Below are 23,879 nucleotides of genomic sequence, written 5' to 3'. Positions count from 1 at the left end.
TTTCTATTTACTGCTTTCACTTTGTTGGGGAATACCCAATTGCTGGCAAATATGTTGGATACACAGTTCCCGCTGCTGACACCAAAGCCCATAGCTCACGGGGATAAGTTTAATGCCTGCGCGCTGTAAGAGTTTATACAGTTCAATATCGAAAAAGTCCGCCCAAGGTCCTGGGTAACCGATTAAATCTATCGCTAAATATTGGTCACCATAACGGCACAGAATATCCAGTTCGAGTCCCGCCATATGGTAGGCGCGCCATACTGTAATCCCTTTTTCTTCAATCGCGTGTGCCACCGACTGGCCAAATGTATCGAGTGCATCGACATAATTATGTGCTGCTTGAAATTGGCCCGCCGATGCTAAGTAAGTTGCCAGTAAATTATTGTTGGGGAGTTCATGCTCTTGTACCGATAAAAATAGCCATTGCGCCTGTTTGGCTCGGGTAATCGCGACGTTGAACATATCGGCTCGATTTAAATACACGGCGGCGCGGCTGTCGTTGGCCGTAATGCTAAACGACAGCAGCATGATATCGCGCTCTTCCCCTTGAAAACCAAAGGGCGTGGCAATCCTCAATTGATGACGTTCTATTTGTTGTGCGCTAAAGCGTGCGAGGATCTGCTGGGATAAATACTCAGTTTGATTGCGAAAACAGGAGAGCACACCAATGCTGGCGGGCACTAATGTATTCATTTGGTCATCAATCAGTTGTGATAACTTTTGAATTAATGCCTCCGCTTCTAGTCTGTTAACTCCCTTGCTATCCCGCGCGCCTGTCACTTGTATTCTATGTAAGTGTCCTGAACTCGTGCAGGGTCTGTGCTGCATAATTTTCAGCATGCCTTGATAAAACTGCTGATTACTAAATTGGATCAGCTCAGGTTTACTCCGAAAATGCTCATTTAAAAATACCACTTGGGATTGGCTCGCAAGGGATTGTGATACTAAGTCGAGCATACTGGCATCACGGTAGCTCATTAGGCCGCGGCAATCCGCAGCAAGTCCGAGTTGGGTCTGGATTTGGGTTTGCTTTGCGCGGGATAAAAACGAGAAATGGCGCAGCTGTTTACTGTCGCCCACCACCAGTGCCGCTTTTGCCCGCTGTAAGGCCGGTAAACAGGCGGCAATATTGGCTTGGGTGGCTTCATCAATAATCACTAGATCAAACATTTGCTGCTCCATGGGCAGCACTTTATGCAAGCTGGCAAGGCTAGATAACCAAATGGGAAAGGTTTGCTTTAAGGCATCAAAATCCGTTTTGTAGAAACCGTCGAGTTGCTTAGCGGACTGCCGAGCGCGAAGTGCACTGGCAAAACTCACCAGTGTACTGCGCTTATGTTTGAGTAATTGGTTTAATCGATAGTGAGTGGCCAATTGTAAGTATTTGAGGCTTAAGTCTTCTTTTTGGGCGATGAGGGCGGTTAATTTATCGAGCACATCCCATTGCTGAGCAAACTGTTTGATCCCGGCACGGTAAGCCCAGTTGTAAAATCCTAAGCGCCAGCGCGATTGTCCTTGTTGTAAGGTCGCCAGTTTTTGGCCGCGACGTATGGCGTGTCGGCAATGGTGAATAAAACCGGCTTCCATTTTGGTTTGCTCGCGAGTCACAGTATTAAGTTGCTGTTTTGCATTGAGTAGTAGGATATCCGAGAGGGTTTCAGCAGTCGCAGGATGCTGACCATGCAGCATTTCATCTATCTGGTTTTTAAGGACTTTAATAAATTGCGGCGAGCCGGCGCGAATAAGGCTGCTCCCAAGCTGGAATTGTTGCTGCAACTTATCGGCAATCACATCAACGGCAACATCGGTGTGGGCGACGATGAGGACAGATTTACCCCTTAATACCTGCTCCGCCGCCACTGTGGCTATGGTGTAACTTTTACCCGTTCCCGGTGGACCCGATATTTGCCCCAAAGTTTGATTGGCCGCCACCTTTAAGGCTTGAATTTGTGCGCGGCTTAATAGCCCAGGAAGGTAATTCTCTTGGGTATCGACATTGTGACTAACTGAATCTCGAGTTGGCGCTTGCCCAAACAGCGCTTGAAGCGGCGCAGAGTGTGAAGGCGCTGTGATGAGATTGTCGAGTTCGTGCAATATGCCGCGACTTGCCTGCGAACGCTCTGCAAGAATAATTTGGCTGCGACTAACCATAAACCGCCCACGTTTACGGCATAAGCCAGTGAATTCAGTCTCATCGATCAGCTTGGGAAAATGCAATAAATGACTGGTATCAACATCGGCTTGGCCCGCCCGCAGCCAAGCTATCCAGCCACTGACATCCGTTGGATTATCGCGTAACTCTTGACTTAAGCTGTGTCCTTCAACGACTAATTTTTCTAACAGGGCTTCATTGATGGTGAATGGCCCGCCGCCAGAGAAGCTGTTATTAGATTCGAGGTAAATGTTATCGCCATCGGCCTGCAATTGGCATTCGCGGTACAGCAATGGCGTGACGACTTTACGTTTTTCGCCATTAAGCTCGACAGTGCCGCAGAAAAACAGACAAGAGTGCAATAATATTTTTTCACGTAGATACAAGGCACTACGCGCCATTAATGCGGAGGCAGGAGCAAATGGCACCGGCAAGCGAGGCAGAAAGCCACTGCTTAACTCGTCTTCACCTTGGAGCAATAGCTTTTCTTGCTCAGCAAGTTTGTGGCTAGACCAAAGGTTAATTTCAGCACTATCGTGTTGAAAACACTGTTTGTAGTAGTTAAGAATCCCTTGCAAACCCTATCCATCCCAAAGGCTTAATTGGCGGTGCGAGAGTAACTCAATCGCATAAGTCGAACAAGGTTTGCACCAACTGTGGATGATTTCTCCATGGTCGCAATAGCCTAAAAGAGAGGTATTCGATATGCCAGCCTTATTGCTCTGGAGCGGAAGCGTTTTTGTAGATGTGAACTAAGGTATCAGCAATCGCATTTGTATCAATTAAGGGCCCGAAAAGTGGCGTTTGTATCAGTATTTTGTGTGTTATTGAAATGTTTGTTAAGTGTTTGAGTTTGTGAAATATTTGTTTTTGTTTTTAGTGGAAATTGCCATTGTTGTCATTGTATAACTGCGTAGACTGAACTGAATTTTTGTCTGCTAATGAGGGAAACAATGATAAAAAGTAAGCTAAAGGGATTCGCGGTTTTGACCTTCGCCTGTTTAGGCGTGACCGCTTGCGGTGGTTCTGATAATGACAAGGATGAGGATACCTCTAAAACTGATACTTATGTGCAATTCTATAATGCGACAGTGGGGAGCACTGCTACCGCGCTGAAGATTGGCGATAAAACCTATGAAAGCGTGAGCTACGCAGATGCGATGCCACGATTTACATCTACCCCCGGTGTGAGTGAAGTAGAGGTGATGGGTAAGGATGCGGCAAATAAAGATATTTCACTCTACAAAGAGAATATCGATTTAAAAACGGCAACCGACCATTTCTTTGTATTGCATGGGGATTTTGCCTCGCCAGCCCTTTTGAATATCAATTACTCGCGTACCGAGCTCGATAAACAAAATGCCGAAGCGGACAAGAGCAAGATGCAATTATTGATTGCACACACTGCGACTGATGCACCTGCCTACGATGCCTATATTGCCAAAGCGGATAAAGGCTTTGCCGATGCAGTGATGCTAGGCAGCGTCTCCTATGGTGAGGTTTCAACACCACAGATTTTAGATACGGGCGACTATAAAATTTATCTGACTGCGGCGGGTACGACCAATATCAGTTACACCACGGCAAGCATTAACTTTAAAACCAAGGTGCCTTATAAGTTGATTTTAAGGGAAAGCTTTGGCGCTTCAGCCGCTAAAATCAGTTTAGACAGCGTCGACTCAACCACCAATGTGCGTAACCATGTCGCCCTCGAAAGCAGTGTAGATTTTAGGGTATTCAATGGCTTGGCTACACATAATGTTGATGTAAAAGTAGTGAGTAGTAAGCAAGAAGCGCTATTTAGCAATGTGGCCCCCTTCGGCGTAACAGCTTACCAAGGCGCCGAGTTTAATGACTTTGGTGTGAGCGTACTTGACCATACAAGCCAAGCTAAATTACTCGACAATGTGCTGATCACCCTTAATCAAGATGATATTAAAACCATCTTCATTTACGAGCAGGCGACAGAGCAGGGCAGCCAAGTGAAGGCGATGGAGATGAAGCAAACTCAGACGCCAAGTCCCTATAGCTTTAAGTTTGACATCGTGAGTTTTGCCGATAAAAGTAATCTCACTGTATATTTCTTAAAAGCAAATGACACGATTGAAACTGCGGTAAATAAAATCACTGCGGTCAACCCAGCTAGCCCTCAGTCAGTGACTGTACCTGCAGGCGAATATTCTATTAAAGTCATCGCAGTCGAAAACGGCACTAAAACCGTTGTCTATGCCTCCGATTTAATGGATTTCAGCAATGAAGATAATGTCACTATGGTGCTGAATAAAGATGCTGCCACTAGCTTTGGTTATAACTTGATTAAGCTCTAACCGTTAAGGTGAGTGAACTTAGCTAATACAAGAGCGCTACTTAGGTAGCGCTTTTTATTGATTGTGGCAGTGGGGTTAATGTAGGCTAATCGGCAAAATTAAGCTGAGTGGTGGTTGTGTGGATAACGCGAGCAGCATAGGAAAAGGAGTTCACTGTGATTAGCAAAGGATTTAAAGACGGCCATTTCCAAATTGGTGAAGGCAGTATTAGCGGCACCATAGCGTGCATGTTAGCCATATTATCGTTTTTAGGTGTATTGGCGTTTCATTTCCCTGAATACCTGACTACCCCCGAATTACGCCAAAGTTATAACGTCGATATTATTCGCAGTTTGATATTTGTCGCCTTAGTGGTGTCGGGCAGCTTAGGTTTATTAAATTTTATTCGAAATAAAAATAAACGATTTGGCTTTGTCGCTTGGGTATTTGTGAGCTTGGCGATTGCCTTTGGTGGTCATCAAGTCGAGGTCGAGCCTTTTGCCAATCATAAGGTCTCACTGGGGTTAGATTGGTTTATTTTAGACTTATTAGGTTCAACCTTAATTTTTATTTTTATCGAAAAATGGCTACCCCATAAACCTGAACAGCCAATATTGAGACCCGAATGGCAAGGGGATTTAAATCATTTTTTGGTGAATCATTTAGCGATTGGATTTGTATTATTGGTGACGAATCAATTTGTGCAGTCGACCTTTTCTTGGGCTATTTCCAGCACAGTGCAAAGCTTTATCGCAGGTCTGCCCTTTGTGTTGCAACTGCTGTTGATTCTATTGGTCGCCGATTTAATGCAATATGCGGCGCATCGCGCTTACCATGAGATCCCATTCCTGTGGCGTTTCCATTCGGTACACCATAGCGCCAAGCATTTAGATTGGTTGGCGGGATCAAGGCAACATATGTTTGAGTTGATCGCCACCCGTTGTCTAGTACTTACGCCGATTTTTATCTTGGGATTCTCTAAAGACATCATCAGTATTTATGTCATTATCGTTGGCGTACAGGCGGTATTTAACCATGCCAATGTCCAAGTTAACTTCGGTTGGCTACGTTACTTAATCGTCAGCCCGCAGTTCCACCATTGGCACCATGCTTCCGATAAGGCGGCTATAGATCGTAACTATGCCGCCCATTTTTCATTTTTAGATTACCTCTTTGGAACCGCAGTTCGAGGTCAGAAAGAGTGGCCAGAGCAATATGGTGTCGTCGGTGATTACATGCCCGTTGGCATGTTTAAGCAGCAATTATATCCCCTCGGTTTAGCGAAGAAGGACACAAAATAACGGCGCTGCATTTGGAGTGGTTCGTTTTGGAGTGGTTTGTTTTGGAATGATTATCTGGAAGTCAATGTGAGGTCAACTGAGTAGCAATGTTTAAGTGATGGTTAACTCTGACACTGGGACAGCAAAAAGCCCAACACAGCGTTTTTAATTGGCGCTTTGTTGGGCTTTTTTGCAGTTAATATCGCAAGTGTTATTCGCTGATTTTCAGCTCTTGGCCTGGCTTAATAATGCTCTTGCTATTGAGCTGGTTCCACTTCATTAAATCAGCCAGTTTGACCTTATTCTTACGGGCGATTTTATCCAGCGAATCGCCGGATTTTACCTTGTAGGTTTTGGCTTTTGCCGTTGGCATATCGGCCGATTTTGAGCTGGTGGTTTTAGTGCCGTTGGCATTTGTTTTGGTCGATGACTTGGCTTTGCTATCGGACTTAGTGTTGGCTTTAGCGGGTTCTGGCTCATTATCATTGGCTGCCATTGGCGTTAAGAGTGTGAGCTCTTGGCCGATTTTGAGGCGATCAGAGGTCAGGTTATTAGCCTGTTTTAATGCCTTGACTGATGTATCAAACTTAGCCGCGATTGTGCCTAGGCTGTCGCCGGACTTAACGATATAGCTTTGGCTGTCATAGCGTTTTTGGGCGTAGAGTTTGTCGTGATTTTCTTGATATTGGCCTATGTTTTCCAGCGGTAAGGCGATCTGATATTTGCCTTTGCTCGGGATCACGCCTTGGCGAAAGCCCGGGTTATAGGTTTTAAATTCTGCCTTGCTCAGCCCTGCCGCATTGGCGATTTGGCCGATATCCACGCCATTGGGCGCAGGGACTCTATCTAAGAAAGGGCGGTTCGCAATCGGTCGCACTTTTAGATTGTAATGATTGGGTGCGCGAATAATTTGAATAAAGGCCAGCCACTTAGGCACAGTTTGTACGCGTTTGGCCGGAATGCCCAGCGACCAAAAGTCCGTTGGTTTACCCTTGGCTTTATTCTTGTTGATGGCGGCTTTAATCACCAATTCACCGGTATTGTAGGCGGCGACGGCGTTGATCCAGTCTTTGTCTAAGGTGTCGTACAAATGCTGTAGATAGTCGAGCACGGCATCGGTTGAGGCCAGTGCATCTTTGCGACCGTCGTAGGCTGAGTTAACCGTTAAGCCAAAATTACGCCCAGTGGCGGGGATCATCTGCCACAGTCCAGCTGGGCCGTTTGCCTGTGCCAGTGGATTGTAACCACTTTCGACTATGGGTAATAACGCCAATTCTAATGGCATGTTACGGGCTTCGAGCTGGCTGACGATGTAATACAAAAAGGGTTCGGCGCGTTCGCCGACTTGGTTCATAAATTTCTGTTTATCATCGAAAAAGTTACGCTGTTTGCGCACTTCGGCATCGTCATGTACGTCAATGGTGTTGGCGTGTTGGATCTTTTCCCAAACGTCGCTGTACTGCTCAACCACAGCGGGTGGCGTGTGCTGCTGGTGTTGTGGCGAGTGCTCGTTAGCGTTACTCACATCATTTGCTGGGGCATTGAATTCTGTGGTTGATGGGCTTGCCGACGTGGTCGCGCAACCGCTCAATTGGGCCACAAACATGGCTAGCATTAGCACTGTAAAAGAGTGCGTTTGGCGAAAATGTTTCCGCATGATTGTCCTGTGATGAGTTAACTGGGCATTCCATATTGGTGCACATGCTAATCTGTTTTCGCGTTTCTGGATAGCTCCCCACGGTTTCCCCCTATTTGCAATGCCCGCTTAACGTCCGTTTAGCGGGCATTGCGCCGCCCTTTGGCTATATATCTTGCGTTTAGCTTTAACCATTAATGCGCTACCATAGCGGCGATTTTTCATTGACTTGGGTAGCAAAGTGCAGACGTTAGCGCAGTTAAGAGCAGGGCAGTTACAAGGGATCACGCGTTTACAATTGGTCGAGGAGTTAACCGAGTTTCCGCGGGAGATTTTTGACTTAGCCGATAGCCTCGAAATCCTCGATTTGTCGAGTAATCAACTGAGTACTCTGCCCGAGGACTTGCACCGTTTATCGCGTTTAAGGATCCTCTTTGCTTCTAATAACCGCTTCGAACACTTACCCGAGGCATTAGGGCGCTGTGCGAATTTAGAGATGATTGGCTTTAAGGCGAATCAAATCCGTACTGTGACTGCCGCCGCGTTACCGCTGCAAACTCGCTGGCTCATTCTTACCGATAACCAAATCGAAACCTTGCCTGCGGCTATGGGCGATTTACCTCGTCTACAAAAATTAGCCTTAGCGGGCAACCAGTTAACGGCTTTGCCCGAGTCGATGGCTAATTGCCTTAACTTAGAATTAGTGCGCCTATCGGCCAATCAACTGCAAGCGCTGCCAGCTTGGCTATTGGGTTTGCCTAAGCTGACTTGGCTCGCTTTTGCGGGTAATCCATTCAGCCATACCTTGGTCGATCCCCATGCCGATGTGGCCACAGTGGCAAACGTGACTCTGCATGATATCAAGTTGGCAGAAAAACTGGGCGAAGGCGCCTCTGGGGTGATTTACCGTGGTGATTGGTTGAATCAGGCCATGATAGCCGCGACGGGGTCATCACAGATTGCGGTAAAACTCTTTAAAGGGGAGGTGACCAGCGATGGTTATCCCGCCGACGAGTTAGATTGCTGCCTCACAACGGGAGATCACCCGAGCCTTATCAAGGTGGTGGCGCACATCAGCCAGAAGGATCAATTGGGCTTAGTGATGGAGCTCATCCCGCCCGGGTTTAGCAATTTAGGTTTACCGCCAAGTTTGGCAACCTGCACCCGTGATACCTTTCATGCTGATACCCAGTTCAGCCTTGATGACGTGACTAAGATTACACTCCAATTGGCCGATGCGATGGCGCATATGCACGCCAAGCAAGTCAGCCACGGCGATGTCTACGCCCATAACATTATGATTAATCAACAGATGAACTTGTTGTTTGGTGATTTTGGCGCGGCATCCAATTTACGCAATCTGTCTACAGTAGAGCGCTTGGCAATGGAGGCGATTGAAGTGCGCGCGCTGGGCTGCTTGATTGAGGATCTGTTCGCCTATGTGAGTGGCTCGGTTGGCCCTGAATACTATAAAAAATTGAGTGCGATTAAAGACGAATGTATGCAGTTAGATGTGACTCAGCGCCCCTGTTTTGCAGACGTAAAAAAGGCCATCGGAGCCCTGCTAAAAGGCAAATAGTGGCTTGCCAACAGGCTGGCTTTACATCTGTTTCTAGTTTGTTGTGGTTTATGTGGTTTTGTGTGATTTAGGTTTTGTCGATTAGGTTTTGCGTTAACTCATTGTTTTGTTTAAATGTGTAACAGTATTTTTACTGGCACTGACAGGGATTATGCCTATAGGCTGTATACCCAAATAACCTCAAATTGCTGAATAAGCACTTTGGAGGACTGGGTATTAGTCTTGGGTTCAATCCGGTTTGCTGTTGTCGGATAGGATGTCCGTTGAATAGTAAGAACAATAGGTTTGCATACTATGTTTATACAAACGATGTTTACACAAAGAGTGACAAAACGAGCACGCAGTGCATGCGATATTTCATTTAAAAGCCAGCCCCACAATCTTCCAAAGGCGCCCTTAATCGCGCCTTTGACGTTTCTACTGGCGAGTCTTTTCACCTTAACCTCTATAGCCGTATCAGCGGCGGACAAGATCGACGTTATCCCTGTGACGGTCGAGGCCATTCAAGAAACTGCCTTTGCCGATATCGTCAACGAAGTCGGTAAAATCAACGCCATTGATTCGGCGATCCTCAACTTTAATGCCAGTGAAAAAATCAGTGCTATCCATTTTAGTAACGGCGACAAAGTGACGAAGGGCCAAGTGATTGCCGAGCAAGATAACACTAAGGCCAAGGCTGATTTAGACAAGGCCAAAAGTACCTTAGCACTGGCAAAAACAAAGCTTGAACGGATTGAAGACCTGTTAATCAAAGAGCCATTTGCACTATCCAAGCAAGATGTGGATGAACTGCGGGAAAATGTGAATCTGGCTGATGCCGATTTTCGTCAGAAACAAGCAACCATGAACGACTACTTGATCAAAGCCCCCTTCGACGGTCAGCTAACAAGCTTTAGCCAGTCCATTGGTAGCCAAATTGGCGCAGGTACCGCCTTAGTCACCCTCTATAGTTTAAATCCGGTCGAAGTCCGTTATGCCATTAGCCAGAAGGATTTAGGTAAGGCACAAAAAGGCCAGAAGGTGAATGTCACCGTTGAAGCCTATGGTAATAAGGTGTTCAATGGGTTAGTTAACTATGTGGCCCCTGCGGTGGATGAAAGTTCAGGACGAGTTGAGGTACACGCCGCCCTCGATAACCCTGAGTTCAAACTGGCGCCCGGTATGTTCGCCAATATTAAGCAATTCTACAGCAATGATATTAAACACTTATTAGTGCCGCAAAATTCAATTATCGCCAATAATGACGAACGCTTTGTCTGGTTAGTGCGCGGCGATAGCGCCGTAAAACAAGTGGTTAAACTCGCGCAAAACACTAATGATGGCTATGCGGTTGTAACCGAGGGTTTAGCCGAAGGCGATCTCGTGGTTAAAACGGGTATGCAAAACCTCAAGGCCGATAGCAAGATCAAAGTCATTCAGGACAAAAGCGCGGCAGATAAAGCCACTGTCTCCAGTGCTAACTCTGGTGCGGTCGAAGCGCTAAGCGCTGAGCCCAGCACTGAGGGGGCCGAATAATGCGTTTACCCGAAGTCTGTATTCGCCATCCTATCTTCGCCTCCGTGCTCAGTATCATGGCAGTGTTACTGGGCTTGATTGCCTTTCAAAAACTCGATATCCGATATTTTCCTGAGCACACCACCCACTCTGCATCTGTGAATGCATCGATTGCAGGGGCGAGCGCCGATTTTATGTCGAGCAATGTGGCCGATAAGTTAATTGCGGCGGCTTCGGGCATAGACAAGGTCGATACTATGTCGACCGACTGTAGCGAAGGTCGCTGCTCGTTAACCATTAAATTCAATGACGATACCAGCGATATCGAATACACCAACTTAATGAATAAGTTGCGTAGCAGCGTCGAAGGGATTAACGATTTCCCCCAGAGCATGATAGATAAACCGACCGTCACCGACGATACCTCGGCTACCGATGCTGCCAGTAATATCATTACCTTTGTGAACGCGGGTGGCATGGAAAAGCAGGCCATGTACGACTACATTAGCCAGCAGCTAGTGCCGCAGCTCAAGCAAGTGCAAGGCGTTGGCGCCGTGTGGGGCCCCTATGGCGGCTCACAAAAGGCGGTTAGAGTCTGGCTCAACCCCGAGCAGATGAAGGCGCTCAACATTAAAGCCGCCGATGTGGTGGGCACCTTAGGTTCTTACAATGCCAGCTTCACCTCGGGGGCGATTAAAGGTAAGTCGCGGGATTTCTCGATCAACCCTTTGAATCAAGTTGAAACGCTCGAAGATGTGAAGGACTTAGTGATCAAGGTCAGCGAGGGCAAGATCATCCGTGTGGCCGATGTCGCCGATGTGGTGATGGGCGAAGAAAGCCTGTCGCCGAGTCTGTTGTCCATTGGCGGACACAGTGCCATGTCGCTGCAAATTTTACCTTTGAGTAATGCTAACCCTGTGACAGTGGCCTCGAACATTAAGGCCGAAATTGCGCGCATGCAGCAGCATTTGCCCCAAGGGTTAGAAATGACCTTGGCCTACAATCAGGCCGATTTTATCGAGGCTTCCATCGACGAAGGCTTTTCTGCGCTGATTGAAGCGGTGATCTTAGTGTCGCTGATTGTGGTGTTATTTTTGGGCAGCCTGCGGGCGGCATCGATTCCAATCATTACCATTCCCGTGTGTGTGATTGGGGTGTTTGCCGTGATGTCGGCCCTCGGTTTTAGCATCAATGTGTTGACCATTTTGGCGATTATTTTGGCCATCGGTCTGGTGGTGGACGACGCTATTGTGGTGGTGGAGAACTGTTATCGCCACATCGAAAACGGTGAAACGCCTTTTAACGCGGCGATTAAAGGCTGTCAGGAAATCATCTTCCCGATCATTGCCATGACCTTAACGCTCGCGGCCGTGTATTTGCCGATAGGACTCATGTCGGGGTTAACCGCCGATCTGTTTCGGCAATTCTCCTTCACCTTGGCCGCTGCCGTGATGATCTCTGGTGTGGTGGCGTTGACTTTGTCGCCTATGATGAGCGCCTATCTTATCAATACCACTGAGCAGCAGCCGAAATGGTTTAGCCGAGTCGAGCATGCGCTGCAGCAGTTAAACGATTTGTATATCAAAGAGCTGGATAAGTGGTTCGGTCGTAAGCGTTTAATGCTCGGCGCGGCAGTGGTGCTTATTGGTCTTGCGGGCATCGCCTACTGGCAGTTGCCGAAAATGCTTTTACCCGCGGAAGATTCAGGCTTTATCGATGTGGCGTCGAATGGCCCAACCGGTGTGGGTCGCCAGTATCATCTGAACCATAACGCTGAGCTTAATGGCGTGATGGATGAGCATCCCGCCGTTGGAGCGAACCTGTCTTACATCGAGGGCGAGCCAGTGAACCATGTGCTGCTTAAACCTTGGGGTGAGCGCAGCGAGGGCATAGATGATGTGATCAGCGACTTAATGACAAAATCAAAGGAAAGCGTTTCTGCCTATAACATGTCCTTTAGTATTCGCTCGGCGAATAATCTCAGCATTGCCAATAATCTACGCTTAGAGTTAACGACCTTAGATCGCAACAAGGACGAGCTCAATGACACAGCCGCCAAAGTGCAAAAGTTACTCGAGGATTATCCTGGGCTGAACAACGTCGGTAACTCGGTACTGAGGGATCAACTGCGTTACGATTTATCTATCGATCGCAATGCGATTATCCTCTCGGGGGTGAGTTATGGCGATGTGACGAATGCGCTTTCTACCTTCCTTGGCTCAGTCAAGGCGGCGGACTTACATGCCACCGATGGCTTTACCTATCCCATTCAAGTGCAAGTAAACTTAGATAAGCTCAGTGATTTCAAAGTATTGAATAAGCTGTACGTCACTTCAGAATCTGGGCAAGCCCTGCCGTTATCGCAGTTTGTGTCGATTAAGCAGACCACGGCAGAATCGAACATTAAGACCTTTATGGGCCTTGATAGCGCCGAGCTGACGGCGGACGTTATGCCCAGCTATTCCACCGATGAAATCAAAGCTTACTTAGACGAGCAACTGCCAACACTGCTCAACGATGCCCAAGGCTTTAAATACAATGGGGTAGTGAAAGATTTAATGGATTCACAGGCGGGTACCCAGTCGCTATTTTTGCTGGCACTGGTGTTTATCTATTTGATTTTGGCCGCGCAGTTTGAAAGCTTCGTTGATCCTTTGATCATCTTACTGACTGTACCTTTGTGTATTGTTGGCGCGCTGTTGACCTTAACCTTGTTTGGCCAGAGCGTGAATATCTACTCGCAGATAGGGTTATTAACCTTAGTGGGGCTAGTAACCAAACACGGTATTTTGCTGGTGGAGTTTGCCAATAAACAACAAGACCAAGGCTTGAGTGCGATTGAGTCGGCGCTAAGCAGTGCCAAATCGCGCTTAAGGCCGATTTTAATGACGTCTTTAACCATGATTTTAAGTGCCATTCCTTTAGCGCTGGCTTCTGGGCCTGGTTCATTAGGGTTAGCCAACATAGGCTTAGTCTTAGTCGGAGGCTTAATGACGGGGACCTTCTTCTCGTTATTTGTGGTGCCTGTGGCCTATGTTGCTATGGCCGAACTCAAAGCGAAGGATGTGCTTGCTGGCCTGCGCAATGCTAAAGCTTAGTCGCAGGTTGGTTGGGGTTGATCGAGCCTAGATCCACTACATGGGTTCAACTTGCCCATAAATACGTTATGATTTAAGCCAATAGCTAAGCGCGTTGGCTTAATTTTTTTGTTGAGTGATCATTGCAGTATTTGAGAGAGTGTTGAGTGCGAGTGGGCCTCATCAGCGACGGAGAGCTGGCATTATGAGTTTGTTACAGTGTTTTCATCGGGCGCCCCTGTATCTGGCTTGCTCGGCTGGGCTGATGTTTGCTTCTCCGGTCATGGCCTCTTTTTGGCAGGCCTTGTTTCGCAGTGAGTTGCCAGTCGATCAAGTGACGGCGCCGGCGGACAGCCAGCGTTTCGAGTTTGTCGGTGTGTTGCCCGCCAATACGCAATTAGAACTCGTCGGTTATTACGCCTCATCGATTTGTACCCGCAAGGAAATCCGTTTTCCCAGTGGCGATCTTGCTAATCCCTACCGCGCCACACTCGAAGAAACCTCAGTGCTACGGCAAGTCATCAGTAGCGGCAGTGAAGCGAGTGAGTTTTCGCTGCCCTTAGCCTTAAATGGTGGCGGTGATTGTCAGTGGCATCTCGAGGATTTAATGCTCGATGTGACGATACTGCCGAACCACCCGCTGTGGCAGAGAGCTAAAACGCTGCAACGGGATAACCTTGCCAAGTTGCAGGGCACTTCGGTAGATGCGGCTCAGCTTGCCAGCCAAACGGCGTTGCCGACTCAAGTGTCATCCCACGATGATTTTTATCTAAGTCATGAGCTTAATATCGATCCTATTCATGCAGGCAGCGAGGCGGATAACTCACTGCTGGCGACCACGCCGTTATCGTTAGCGCCAGTTTACTATCCGGTTTTTATTCATTATCCAGAGGAAGACAAGCCCTTCGAGGCACGGCTGAAGAGTAGCCTGCAGCGCACTTCTAGCCTGTGGGCCAGCCCGTATACTCAAGCGGTTCGGCGTGGCGATGAGGCGGTGATGCGGGTGAACTTTAATCCACAGATTGCCGAGCATTACGAGGTCGATGTCTGGTATCAGCCCGATACGGTTGAGGTGAAGTATCCCGACGGCACTCAATATGCTTATGTCAACAGTGAAGTAAAACTGTATGCCTATGGCAAACCTGAATCACAAATCAAGACCTTAGCTCAAAGTGCCAAGGCCGAAGATAAGCGCTTATTGGCGCGTATCTATGAGTTGGGTCACGCCTTACCTAAGGACGAGGCTAAGGCACAAGAGTATTACCGTGAAGCCGCAGAGGCGGGCGATATTGAAGCCTTACACTGGATGCTAGATCAAGCCGGTTACGCGGGGCGAATTGATGAAAAAACCTATTGGCTCGAGCGCGCCGCAAGCTTTGGCGATAACACGGCAAAGCTTGAGTTAATCCATTTACCTTTATCTGCCATCGAACGTGGCCTCGTTAATACGGGTGAGGATAAGGTCAGAGAAACGCAAGCGTGGCAGCAGCTAAATCAATTAGTTGACCAAGGAATGCCAGAGGCAAGTAGCCTTATGGCTTTCTATCAACTGTTACCCTATTCGCCGTATTTTGATGCTAACGCCGCGCTGGAAAATTATCGCCTGAGTGTGAAGGCTAAGCCTGAACTGGCCCATGCGGCGGCCAGCGATTACTACTATTTGGCGGATAATTTTGCTGCGGGTGAGGAGTTTTGGCAAATTGCTGCCGAGCGGGAGCTCTATGCCGCAGCCGAACTTGCCAATATCTTGTTATCGGAAACCCATCGAGATACGGTTAACGCGCGCTACTGGTTAGCAAGAGTAACGACGCTGGGTGCTGAGCAAGGTTTGCAGGCGGATATTTTAGGCAATGCTTACTTCCAGCTAGCAACCTTATTAGATAAAGGCGAGGGCGGCGCGGTCGATGCGAAAACAGCGTTAACGCTTTATCAGCAGAGCATTGAAATTGCAGAGCGATTTTCAAATGACTATGAAGCAAAGGCCAAGGACAGAGTGCAAGTGCTTGAAGAGATGCGCTTATAACTTCATGTTTATATAAAAGAGTATTCGTTAGTATTTAGCCAATAAAAATCCCTGCCATGGCAGGGATTTTGCTATTTATTCAACTGCTTGATTTAAGCCTCTAGTGTTAAGTGGCTAGAGTTAAATAAGCAGATTTAAACGTTCTGGCTTAAACAACGACAGCCAACTAGCGTAAATCAACCTGCAGTGCGACTCCTGAACTCTGGGGTTCACTCTGCACTGTGATGTAATACCAACCCAGGCTTGGTGCATCGACTGTGATACTTTCTTGAGTGTTAGCGGGCGTGACAGACGCTGCATCGAAGTGTTGAGCATTGGCCCACGTTGTCCCCGAAAACAGGCTAACATCACCACTGCCGTGGGCTGAGTTGATACTTAACTGACTCGTACCTTCTGGCACCCAAAGATAGTAATCGCTGCGGCCATCGGCGGTGCAGATGGCTTTGCCTGAACTCAGCTCACCATGACTCAAGGGCGATTGCGTCGTGCAGGCATTAGCGATTAGAGCTGGCGTAGGCGTATTGCTCGCGCCTGTATTGAGGGTGAGTGTTACGCCGCTAAACTCAGTGGCAGTATCAACTGTGATATAACGCCAGCCGCGATTGGCACTAAAGCTAAGCGACTCTTGATTACCCACTTGGGTGCTCTTTGCATCGGCATTATCTGCGTCGGCCCACTGACTGGCATTGAAGTAAAGATTGGCATCCCCAGCGCCGCCCTTAGTGGTGACGGTGAACTGGGTATTATCTTCCTCAACCCAGAAGTAGAAGCTGTTGCGTCCACCACTGATACACTCGTTTTTGCCCAGTGTGAGCTGGCCGTAATCTAAGGTCACTGCACCGCAATTTGCTGGTGGCTCAGGATCCACGCCGCCATCTCCCAGATCGGGATCAACATCAGCGAACAGCTCAGTGGTGCTGACTTGCATATCAACGCCGCCAAAATCTCCCGACAAGGTAATGTAATGCCAATATTCGTCAGGGTTTAACTGCACTTTAATGACTTGATAGTTACCGTTGCCGATCCCCGCGCCTTGGTTTTGTTCTGGGCTTGCCCAACCTTTAGAATTGAAATAAATGTCGGCATCACCCCAACCGCCGCCAATCTTGATCCAAAGATCTTGGGCCGAGCGATCGGTATTAGTGAAACTGAAACTGGCGCGGCCGAGTTTGGAATCAATACATTCCATCGGCACATCGATTTTCAGGCTAGCCGATTCAGTGTAACGGTAGGCTTCGTTCGTTACTTGGCAAGGCGAGTAATCCTTACTGATAGTGCCCGCAGGTCCTGTCCAGTTACCTTCACGGCCACTGGGCTCAGCATCGACATCACTTGGGCCTTTATCGACAATGCCATCGTCAGCCGTGCTCAAACCGCTGGCGAGCCAACCTTGCCACTCGTTGTCGTAACGTGTGCCGATACCATCCATAAAGGTTTGATATTCCGCGTATTGGTCGTTACGTAGGTAGGCGAGAATCTGTCTCACATCGTCCCTGTGATGCTCAAACATAAAGCGCACCGCCAGATAACCCCAACGGTAGATACGGTCTTGGCCTGATTCATAGTTGTTTTTGAATATGGTCGACAACATAAATTCACCGGTTTCGCCCATGGCAATGGCCGCGGTATTGGCGTCACGGTAAGAAATATATTCCGCTAGGCCTTCAATCCACCAAATAGTATTGGCCGAAGTGCCGCGGCTAAAGTCACCAAACAGGTTATAGCGCCCGTCGAGGTAGTGCACATATTCGTGTTGCAGGTTCCAGACATGGAAATCCGGCGTGCGCCATTCGGCTTCATAGGCGATAAAACGCGCCTGATTTTTGAGTCCGGCGGGCGAGCCTTCAAGGTACATGCCGCCGTTGTCGGTATTGATGCCAAAGATACTGTTGGCTAAGGATTTATACTCAGACGAATTGCCAAAGACCACTAGCTCTAAGTCATCGTTGTTATCTTGCCCTACGGGTTGCATGCCCGTTTCAAGTTTGCTGTGGAAATAGCTTTCTTGGCTGGTCAGCACATCACAGGCCCACTTGGCTTGATCTTGATAGAGATCTTGGGCGCGGATCTTGAGACTGTCGGAGCATTTCCAATTAAAAGGTAAGGCATCGGCCTCTAACTGCGCCTTAAAACCACAGATATTGTAATCGTTACAATGGCTGCGATCGTAATAGTCGGCCATTTCTGCCGCCGCGTACCAAAGCACTTTGCTCGGTTCGGTTTTACTGGTGCTGCTGAGGATGTTTTTAACTAGCTGAGTCACTCGCGGGCGCATGGCATCAATGTAATACAGTCTAGATAACTCTTTGACTGCGTTGACTAACAGATACTCTGCATTGGTACCTAACAAGTCGCGATGTTCGAGTTGGAAGTTATTCAGCGCATCTAAAATGCCTTGGTCACGAGCGAACAGCGCCTGCACCTCATCATTCCACTGGGCGCGGAATAAGGTGGTAAACACTGAGTTTGCTGCGGCGTTCATGGCGAAACTGGCTTGCCAGTTAGCGTCGTAGTCTGTTAGCACTTTTATGGTGACATGATTAAAATCGGCGCCGAGCTCGGCTGAGTCAATCAGGATTAAGGCTTCTTTCAACACGCCAGCATTAGCATCGGAGACAGTCCAAATTGCAGCGTTGGCAAATAAAGCGTTGAGGGCCGATTTTAAGCTGGCCTTAGCGGCGCTGCTGTAAGCGGGTACATCATTTGGGCTGTAAAACTGCACATAGAGAGCGGCGCGGACAAAATAAATATGCGATTCAAGATGCTGAACATCGACCCCAGTGTAGTCCTTGGCTTTAGTGGCTATGGCGTTGGCGACACTGATCACATTGGCCTCGCTAAATAGCGCGGTCGCAGCACTGCCTTTGAGGCTATAGAGCTTACCGACGCACTCGGGTGTCGATTGGCTCAATTGATCCACTAGGGCTTGGCCCGATTTACCGACAAAGTCACTGCAGTCATTGCTCTGCAGTGCGGCGCTGCGACTCTGTAACTTAAGTGGCGGTTGCTCAGATACTTCTCGCTTCTTGCGTGAATGCATCTTAGGCGGTTCTGTCATTGTCTGTTCTGTCATAGTTGGCTCATTCGGGGATGCCATCAATGGCGTCTCCCGCAGTAGCGGTCTATGGGATTCTATTTGGCTAATGGGCGCCGAGGGTGGTCGTGGTGCCGGTTGCGCTTGTGGATTGCTGGGTGTGTTGCTGCCTAATGGGTGACTCGTATGAGTGTCATGGGCGATAGCGGGAGTCGCAAAAGCTAAGCTAATAGCTGCGAAGAGCAGTGTGTTTTTCATTGTGTATCCGTAGTTATCTAGTCTGCAAAGCAGATCTTCCTTGGGCGTTATTTGATGCGTGGAACCTAAGCTTGCATCAAACCTCATTGGATTATTTGCGTGATAACAATAGCGCGACAAACATCGCAGCTGGCAAATAATGCGTCCAAATGATGGCTGTAAGTTTTTAATATATCTAGTATTTGCCTGTAAATTTGTTTGATACATCTTTTCTGTTCAGCTTAGGTTCAGCTTATTGCTCAAAGGACTCGCGCCAGAAGCTGAGTCAGTGGGACTCCACAGCTTAGAAAGGCCTAATTGAATGCCTTATGAAATACCTGATTGAATACCTTGTGGAATAAGAGTGGCTATTTGGCTTGAATTCGCGCTAGCTTAGCCGCATTAAGGTTAGATGCACTTTTCCGCAGTTAGCACTCGAACCCTGAGATGCTAAGCCATCTGCGATGAGGTCGATGCCATTCCCAAAGGAGCTTTTATGTCAGCTTTACCAAGCGAATACACCCATATCCATGTTGAGCAACCCGGTGCGCCCGAGGTGATGCAGCTATCGCGCTCGCCTTTGCCTGTGCCAGCGTCTGGCCAAGTGTTGATCCGCGTGCATGCAGCAGGAGTGAATGGCCCCGATGTCAAACAAAGGGTAGGTGCTTATCCACCACCACCGGGTGCATCACCGATTATTGGGCTTGAAGTCGCGGGTGATATTTGTGCCCTCGGTGACGGCGTAAGCCAATGGCAAATCGGCGACAAGGTTTGCGCCTTAGTGCCGGGCGGTGGCTATGGTGAGTACGTGCTCACCTATGCTGCCCACTGTTTACCTATTCCAACGGGCTTTAGTTATGTGCAGGCCGCCGCGCTGCCAGAAACCTTCTTCACCGTATGGGGCAACCTGTTTATGCGTGCGGGACTGAAAGCGGGCGAGACTGTGCTGATCCACGGCGGCTCGGGCGGTATCGGCAGTACGGCCATTCAACTTGCCAGCGCCTTAGGCTCAAAAGTCATTGCCACGACGGGGCAAGATGAGAAGCGCGATTATTGCTTGAGCCTTGGCGCCGCTGAAGTCATCAATTATCGCACCCACAACTTTGTTGAGCCCGTCATGGCGCTCACCCAAGATAAGGGCGTGAACGTGGTCTTTGATATCGCGGGTGGCGATTTTATTAACCTCGATATACAAGCCTTAGCGATGGACGGCCGTATGGTGTCGGTGGCGATGCAGCGTGGCCCTAAGGCCGAAGTCGAGATTTTCCGTCTGATGGCAAAACGTATTATGTGGACCGGGTCGACCCTAAGACCACAAAGCGTGGAGGCTAAAGCCGCCATTGCCGCCGAATTATTTGAGAAAGTCTGGCCGCTGTTAAACGCCCATAAAATTGTGCCCAATATTTTTGCGACCTTCCCATTAGGCGAAGCCGCGAAAGCCCATGCGCTGATGGAGTCGGGTGAGCACAGGGGCAAGGTGGTACTGACGGTCATTTAAGCTCGGCATACTGCTTTGGCTGCGATCCATTGTTTAGGTCGCGGCCATTTGAGGCAAGTCTGAGAGCGTTCAGGCAAAAGAGTGCCTGAGTTACGTAGGGGTAAATAGTCGTTTGCGCTACTGTCGTTAAATCGTCATGGTTAAACCTGATGCTTAACCTTGCGTAACCTCGAACGGCAACTTCGAATCGTAAAGTTTATGCCCATCGAACATAGTCGATATGATTGCTTTTTATTGGGAATAAAACTTGCCGCGTCGATTTTTTAGACTAAAGTCGTTAATGATTAAACTTTTTGGGTACTTTGGCAGAAATTAATACGTAATTAGTGAAAATTTCATGGTATGAGGCATTGATTATCGGAAATATTCTGTAAAAATACCCAGTTGAAAACGTCAGAGACTTTCCGGCGCTATTCGTGGATCAAAGCAAGCGATGCTTCGCTTATTCAGGCTAAAAAACTCATAGTGTATGTGTTGATTTAAGGGTATTAGCATATATGTATAACACAGCAAAGAAACAGGTTTGGTATGGTGAGCTGAGAACATCGAAAGGCAACGCGATTGTCGTCCATGACAACCAGCTGCCCGATGCCTCCCCAGGACGTATCTACCTATACAATTCCGATCGCGATGCGATCATTGAGTATGTGGAAGATATCGTCAAAGTGAACCTATACGACTTAGATGAGGCTGCGTTAAAAGCTGCTGAGGCTAAGTTTAGTGGTGCATGGAAGGCGGCTAGAGCTCAATTCATGAGTAAGCATCAAGCTCGTATTGACCTAAACAACGTGAAGGAAACTGCGCCTGTTCGTAAGGCGAAGCCTGAAGTTGAACCAGAAGTGGAATCCGATGCCGTAGGCGTCGATTTTGACGATGATTGGGTCGATGATTTTGATGATTAACACAGTGTCGGCTTAAGGGCTAACACTGTGAGTGTAAGGAATAAAATAGTGCTTATTTTATTCCTTATCGCTTTATTTCCTTCCGCGAAACCGTGCGTTAACCTCAATTCATCGCTATTTTATCGCGACTCGATTTACCCGCTAATTTATAGCTAATGTTACGCATCGGCATCGAACTGATATCGGCTGATGTGGTGATAAACCTTGCCTGGCACTAACCAAACATCATCACCAAAGCGCTCGCCTTGATTCGGTGAGTCTGGCAGCATCTGCGGTTCTAAACACACGCCATGATGTTGATTTAATACCTGTTGATTGCGACCCACAGTGCCATCTAAAAAGTTAGCGCAGTAGAGCTGCACGCTCGGTTGATTGGTATAAACCGTCATAGCGCGGCCACTCACAGGACTGCTTAAACAGCCAAAGCGGGCGAGTGAACCGTCGGGGTCATTCATCATATAACAGTGATCATAACCGCGCGTGCTCGCCAATTCAGCGGCATGCAGTTTGTCGCCTAAGCGTATCGGCTGACTCAAGTCGAAAATCGATCCTGCAGTCTCGGCAATCCCGGTGGGAACACTGACATCATTCATGGTGAGATAACGCTTGGCATCGATTTGCATCAAATGCTCGTGATTGGTCTCTGAACCATCGAGGTTGAAATAACTGTGCTGGGTTAAGCTCACGGGACAGGCTTTATCCACCGAAGCTAAAATTTCCACATAGAGATTATTGCCTGCGAGGCGATAATCCAGCTGAACCGTGCAATTACCGGGGAAACCCATGTCGCCGTCTGGACTCATTAAGGTCAAGCGCACACCATCGGGCAGTTGGCCTAAGTGCCAGTTTTTACGGTTAAACCCTTCACGGCCGCCATGCAAACAGTTAGTCGCTTGGTTGACATCGAGTTGATAATCTTGACCTTGATAGTGCATTTTGCCGTTAGCGATACGATTCGCAAAGCGGCCAGCAATGGCGCCTAAGTGAGCCGATTGCGTCAGGTAGTCTTCGGCGCTGTCGCAACCAAGGACGATATTGGCTCGTTCGCCGTGTTTATCTGGGGTCCACAGAGCACGGATAATTCCGCCTAAGCTGATGACTTCTAATGCGAGTATGCCATTGTCGATCCTCACCCGTTCGATTTCGCCGCCGCGGGGATCGGTCCAAGGATCCAAAACACTGAAACGTACCATTTAGCTTCCCTCTGTGTTGAATATGCTCACTGCTTATTGTGTTAAATGAGTATGTTAACCCTATTGTTTGCCATCAACACCATAAAGTTCAGCGATGAATTCGTATGTTATCGACGGCCTTGTCACTGTATTGGTTTTCTTTGTTTTAAGCGTGTTCTGGCTAATTGTCTATGCGGCCCGCGCCAGCGCTGGCAGAACATAAATAGACAGTGGCATCGATTGCGGTTTTGTCGAAAAACTCATGTTCAACGGCGGCCACTACAGCGTCGGTCAGTTCATGATCGACTAAAGCGACCACGCAGCCGTCGGTCATGCGGATGCCGCCACGCTCGCCAATCACTTGGCTGACAATCTCAACTAAGGTATCAAATTCGGGCAGTGTCACTTCAAAATCATCCCGCAGTGAAGCATGGGATTCCGCCATTAAGCGGCTGAATTTTTGAATGTTATTTTGCTCTAATGCGCGGGCAGAACTCTGGGTTCTTTGGTTTTCTGTGACGACGTGTTTCGCTCTGCGATATAACACTTCATCTAAATCGGCTTTTGCGCTTTCTAATCGACGTAAATCGAGGTGACGCAGCGCATCTAAGCCAAAGTATTCTGCCGCTTGGGCGCATTCGTTGCGACGTTGTTGATTGGTGGCGGCTAAACGTTGTTTCTCAATATGGGCATCTATGATGATAAGGCTTAGGTTTTCTGGGATGGGAATGGCTTCGCTGTCCAGATCTAAGCAGTCAATCAGCAGCGCGTGGTCTTGCTCACCCATAGCGCTGCACATTTGATCCATGATGCCACAGGCCGATTCGACATATCTGTGCTCACCACGTTGGGCGAGTTGCGCGACCGCCATTGGCGATAAATGCAGTTGGCTGGTATCACTGATGGCAGTGCCGAAGGCGACAACGAGGGCGCCCGATGAGGATAACCCCGCCGCAAGTGGTACATCGCCCACAATGGCTAAGTCTAAGCCCTTGGCTAATAAACCTGTTTGCGCCATAGCCGCAGTAAAACCTTTGAGGTAATTCACCCAGCCATCTTGCGGGTCCATGTCGTTTTCTTGACCGAAGGTCCACTCTTTAATTTGTCCGGGAAAGGCATCGGCAACGGCACGAAACTTAGTGTCGTCACGGCGTTTTACCGCAATCACTGTATGAAAATTAATGGCTGCCGGGAGTACAAAACCGTCGTTGTAATCCGTGTATTCACCGATCAGATTGACGCGCCCAGGGGCTTGATATAAATCGTCGGCTTTAGTGCCAAAGGTTTGGACAAATAACTTTGTGGCGCGCTGCGCAGGGTTTGACATGCTGTAAAAAATTCCAAAAAAGCTGAGCTAATTTCGTTACCGTCATCGATTTATATCACGACTGAGTCGGTGATGTAACTGAGATTTTTTGCTGGAATGGCGATGGGCGGCAATGAGAAAATCGATACTGTGATAGGAAGTCAAAATAACGTATTCAGT

The 23,879-nt window shown here is 48.3% G+C and carries 13 protein-coding genes; 8 read left to right on the top strand and 5 right to left on the bottom strand.

Annotated features, from left to right (window positions below):
* Positions 1-3: 3 nt before the first annotated feature.
* Entirely contained in the window at positions 4-2,733 is a 2,730-nt protein-coding gene (locus Q4Q54_RS15385; protein WP_311988887.1) for a DEAD/DEAH box helicase, read from the bottom strand.
* Positions 2,734-3,108: 375 nt separating this feature from the next.
* On the opposite strand from Q4Q54_RS15385, the gene Q4Q54_RS15380 reads away from it, so the two are divergent.
* Complete coding sequence (locus tag Q4Q54_RS15380; RefSeq protein ID WP_242326198.1) at positions 3,109-4,482, top strand: DUF4397 domain-containing protein; 1,374 nt, start codon at positions 3,109-3,111, stop codon at positions 4,480-4,482.
* 158 nt (positions 4,483-4,640) lie between these two features.
* Positions 4,641-5,762, top strand: a complete 1,122-nt coding sequence (locus tag Q4Q54_RS15375) for a sterol desaturase family protein (RefSeq protein ID WP_106651750.1) — start codon at positions 4,641-4,643, stop codon at positions 5,760-5,762.
* 190 nt (positions 5,763-5,952) lie between these two features.
* Here the strand turns inward: Q4Q54_RS15375 and Q4Q54_RS15370 are convergent, their stop codons facing one another.
* A complete protein-coding gene (locus Q4Q54_RS15370) occupies positions 5,953-7,398 on the bottom strand; it encodes a LysM peptidoglycan-binding domain-containing protein (protein ID WP_311988886.1) in 1,446 nt (481 codons plus the stop codon).
* A 220-nt stretch (positions 7,399-7,618) separates the two neighbouring features.
* Here Q4Q54_RS15370 and Q4Q54_RS15365 point away from each other — a divergent pair, with 220 nt between their 5' ends.
* The 4 genes from Q4Q54_RS15365 (at position 7,619) to Q4Q54_RS15350 (ending at position 15,550) form a co-directional block, all read left to right on the top strand.
* On the top strand, positions 7,619-8,956 hold the full coding sequence (locus Q4Q54_RS15365) for a leucine-rich repeat-containing protein kinase family protein (protein WP_311988885.1): 1,338 nt from the start codon (positions 7,619-7,621) through the stop codon (positions 8,954-8,956).
* Positions 8,957-9,250: 294 nt separating this feature from the next.
* Positions 9,251-10,471, top strand: a complete 1,221-nt coding sequence (locus tag Q4Q54_RS15360) for an efflux RND transporter periplasmic adaptor subunit (RefSeq protein WP_311988884.1) — start codon at positions 9,251-9,253, stop codon at positions 10,469-10,471.
* Complete coding sequence (locus tag Q4Q54_RS15355) at positions 10,471-13,548, top strand: efflux RND transporter permease subunit (RefSeq protein ID WP_311988883.1); 3,078 nt, start codon at positions 10,471-10,473, stop codon at positions 13,546-13,548. Before Q4Q54_RS15360 ends, Q4Q54_RS15355 begins: the two co-directional genes overlap by 1 nt.
* Positions 13,549-13,732: 184 nt before the next feature.
* On the top strand, positions 13,733-15,550 hold the full coding sequence (locus tag Q4Q54_RS15350) for a sel1 repeat family protein (protein WP_311988882.1): 1,818 nt from the start codon (positions 13,733-13,735) through the stop codon (positions 15,548-15,550).
* A 166-nt stretch (positions 15,551-15,716) separates the two neighbouring features.
* Here Q4Q54_RS15350 and Q4Q54_RS15345 read toward each other — a convergent pair whose 3' ends face one another.
* Entirely contained in the window at positions 15,717-18,842 is a 3,126-nt protein-coding gene (locus Q4Q54_RS15345; protein ID WP_311988881.1) for a M9 family metallopeptidase, read from the bottom strand.
* 475 nt (positions 18,843-19,317) lie between these two features.
* Here Q4Q54_RS15345 and Q4Q54_RS15340 point away from each other — a divergent pair, with 475 nt between their 5' ends.
* On the top strand, positions 19,318-20,319 hold the full coding sequence (locus Q4Q54_RS15340) for an NAD(P)H-quinone oxidoreductase (RefSeq protein WP_311988880.1): 1,002 nt from the start codon (positions 19,318-19,320) through the stop codon (positions 20,317-20,319).
* Positions 20,320-20,816: 497 nt separating this feature from the next.
* Positions 20,817-21,221: a hypothetical protein gene (locus Q4Q54_RS15335; protein WP_006083132.1), complete on the top strand. Its 405-nt coding sequence runs from the start codon at positions 20,817-20,819 to the stop codon at positions 21,219-21,221.
* Between the two features lie 158 nt (positions 21,222-21,379).
* Here Q4Q54_RS15335 and Q4Q54_RS15330 read toward each other — a convergent pair whose 3' ends face one another.
* Both Q4Q54_RS15330 and galK read right to left on the bottom strand, forming a co-directional pair.
* Positions 21,380-22,414: an aldose epimerase family protein gene (locus tag Q4Q54_RS15330; RefSeq protein ID WP_006083131.1), complete on the bottom strand. Its 1,035-nt coding sequence runs from the start codon at positions 22,412-22,414 to the stop codon at positions 21,380-21,382.
* 160 nt (positions 22,415-22,574) lie between these two features.
* The gene (galK, locus tag Q4Q54_RS15325) at positions 22,575-23,720 is read right to left on the bottom strand and encodes a galactokinase (protein WP_311988879.1); all 1,146 of its coding nucleotides are present in this window, start codon (positions 23,718-23,720) and stop codon (positions 22,575-22,577) included.
* Positions 23,721-23,879 lie beyond the last annotated feature (159 nt).

The sequence above is a fragment of the Shewanella sp. SP2S2-4 genome (assembly GCF_031932025.1).
GTDB classification, from domain to species: domain Bacteria; phylum Pseudomonadota; class Gammaproteobacteria; order Enterobacterales; family Shewanellaceae; genus Shewanella; species Shewanella baltica.
The sequence above is the reverse complement of the archived record's forward strand: the minus strand, read 5'-3'. Positions and strand labels throughout refer to the sequence as shown.